This is a genomic window from Corallococcus sp. CA041A, from assembly GCF_003612075.1.
Classification (GTDB): Bacteria; Myxococcota; Myxococcia; order Myxococcales; family Myxococcaceae; genus Corallococcus; species Corallococcus exiguus.
The window spans coordinates 1-2263 of the sequence record NZ_RAWF01000501.1 but is presented as its reverse complement, the minus strand read 5'-3'; the positions used below and the strand labels follow the sequence as shown (position 1 = coordinate 2263).

Annotated in this window: 2 protein-coding genes; one reads left to right on the top strand and one right to left on the bottom strand. The window is 73.9% G+C overall.

From position 1 onward, the window contains the following. On the bottom strand, nt 1-1703 hold a 1703-nt coding region (locus tag D7V77_RS45880), incomplete at its 3' end, for a hypothetical protein (RefSeq protein ID WP_199733993.1). Nucleotides 1704-1887: 184 nt separating this feature from the next. Between D7V77_RS45880 and D7V77_RS41635 the strand changes: the two genes are divergently transcribed. Then, nucleotides 1888-2263 (top strand): phage tail protein (locus D7V77_RS41635; RefSeq protein WP_120581685.1); only part of this gene is annotated, 376 nt, incomplete at its 3' end.

Sequence of the window (2263 nt, the reverse complement as noted above, 5' to 3'; positions counted from 1 at the left end):
GGGCCACCCCCAGCGGTGGCGCCCGCCGCGCCTCCCGCCGTCACCACGGAGCCCGTCACGCTGGCGGTCGAGGATGAGATGAAGTGGACGATGCCACCGCCACCGCCACCGCCACCGCCTTTACCCGAGCCGCCGTTGCCGTCGTAACCGTTCGCGCCGTTGCCACCCTGTACGCGGATGGTGCCACCCAGCGTGATGCTTCCCTTCGCCGCGACCAGCACGATGCCGCCTCCGCCGCCGCCCGTGCCCACGACGGATTGGGTGCCAGTCCCCGTGTTTACGCCGCTCACCCCGCTCGCGTTGACGTTCGCCCCCGTGACGATGCGGATGTTGCCCCGCGCAGCCAGCAACAACGAGCCGCCACCCGCGCCTCCGTTGGCGCTCGGGCCCACGAAGATGCGCGCGCCAGCTCCGCCCGACGCAAACTGCACCCGGCGCACCTGGGCGGCCTGGAACGACGTCAGCCCCGCGCCACCGTTGTAGTTGGTCGCCGCCGTCCGCGCGATGCCCGTGGGCGCCTCACCATTGCCCAGGTCCTCCGCGCCGGCCTGCACGGTCACGGTGCCGCTCACCGTGATGTCGCCGGAGGAGCGCAGCACGCTGCCGCTGGGGAGGATGAGCGTTCCGGCGATGTTGATGCTGCTGAACTGGAGGTTGAAGCCCGCGGGCAGCGAAGCCACACCCGCCGCGGTGGAGAGGTCCACCGTCTGGCCCACGCCCACGTTGAACGCCCCCGCCGAGCCGTCGCCGTAGAGCCCCTGCGTGCCCGACGGTCCCTGTGGTCCCTGAGCCCCCGAGGCACCCGTGGGGCCCGCGGGTCCGGTCGCACCAGCGGGGCCCGTCGCACCAGCGGGGCCGACCGCGCCGGTCGCTCCCGTGGGCCCTGCCGCGCCCGTGTCACCCTTCGCGCCAGCAGGGCCGGTCGCACCAGCGGGGCCGACCGCGCCGGTCGCTCCCGTGGGCCCCGCCGCGCCCGTGTCACCCTTCGCGCCAGCGGGGCCGGTCGCACCAGCGGGTCCAATCGCTCCGGTCGCTCCCGTGGGGCCTGCCGCGCCCGTGGCGCCCGTGTCACCCTTCGCGCCAGCAGGGCCCGTCGAGCCAGCGGGGCCGACCGCGCCGGTCGCTCCCGTGGGCCCTGCCGCGCCCGTGGCGCCCGTGTCACCCTTCGCGCCAGCAGGGCCGATCGCTCCCGTGGCCCCCGTCGGACCTGCCGCGCCCGTGTCGCCCTTCGCTCCCGTCGGACCCGAGGGACCGACGTCGCCCGTGTCGCCCTTCGCGCCCACGTCACCCTTCGCGCCCGTGGGGCCCGTGTCGCCCTTCGCTCCGGCCGGCCCCGTGGGGCCCGCGGCACCCTGCGGACCCATGGGCCCCATCAGGCCAATGGGCCCCTGGGGTCCCATCGCGCCCGCCGGTCCCTGCACGCCCTGCTGCCCTTGCGGACCGGGCTCGCCGGGGGCACCCGACAGGCCCTGCGGACCCTCGGGACCCAGCAGGCCGGGTTCACCCGTGGCGCCCTTCTCACCTCGCGGGCCGGCCTGCCCCTGGGGACCCGTCGCGCCCGCAGGCCCCGGAGGCCCTTCCGGTCCCGCCGGCCCATCGCCCGTCTCTCCCGTGCAGGCGGACACCATCAACGTCGCGCAGAGCGACAGCGCACCAAAACGCGAGAACACCCCACGGAGGGGAACGAAGGCTCGAAGCGACATGGATCAGGTCCTCCCCAACGAAATTCAGCGCGGCGACCTGCGGCGTAGGAACCGGGGCCGTCACCGACCGTGAAGCTTCGCACACGCTGGGTTGGTTTGCCTGTTGACGCGCCGCGCTCTTTTATCGAGGGACCGCCCATGGTCTGTTCGCTGGCCCACACTCGACGTCACACCAGGGGGCACCATGTCCACGCCGTACATCGGGCAGATCATCATGTTTGGAGGCGACTTCGCGCCGAAGGGTTGGCTCCTCTGCGACGGCACGTTGCTGTCCATCGCGCAGAACCAGGCGCTCTTCGCCATCCTGGGGACGACCTACGGCGGCAATGGCACGACGACGTTCGCGCTGCCGGACCTGCGCGGCCGCTTCCCCATGCAGCCCGGCCAGGGCCCCGGGCTCACGCCGCACTCGCTGGGCGAGAGCTCCGGACAGCAGTCGGTGACGCTCATCTCCCCCCAGATGCCCGCGCACACCCACCCGCTGATGGCGAGCATGCAGGAGGGCAACACGGAGAGCCCGCAGGGCGCGTACCTCGCGGCCGTCCCCCCCACCACCACCC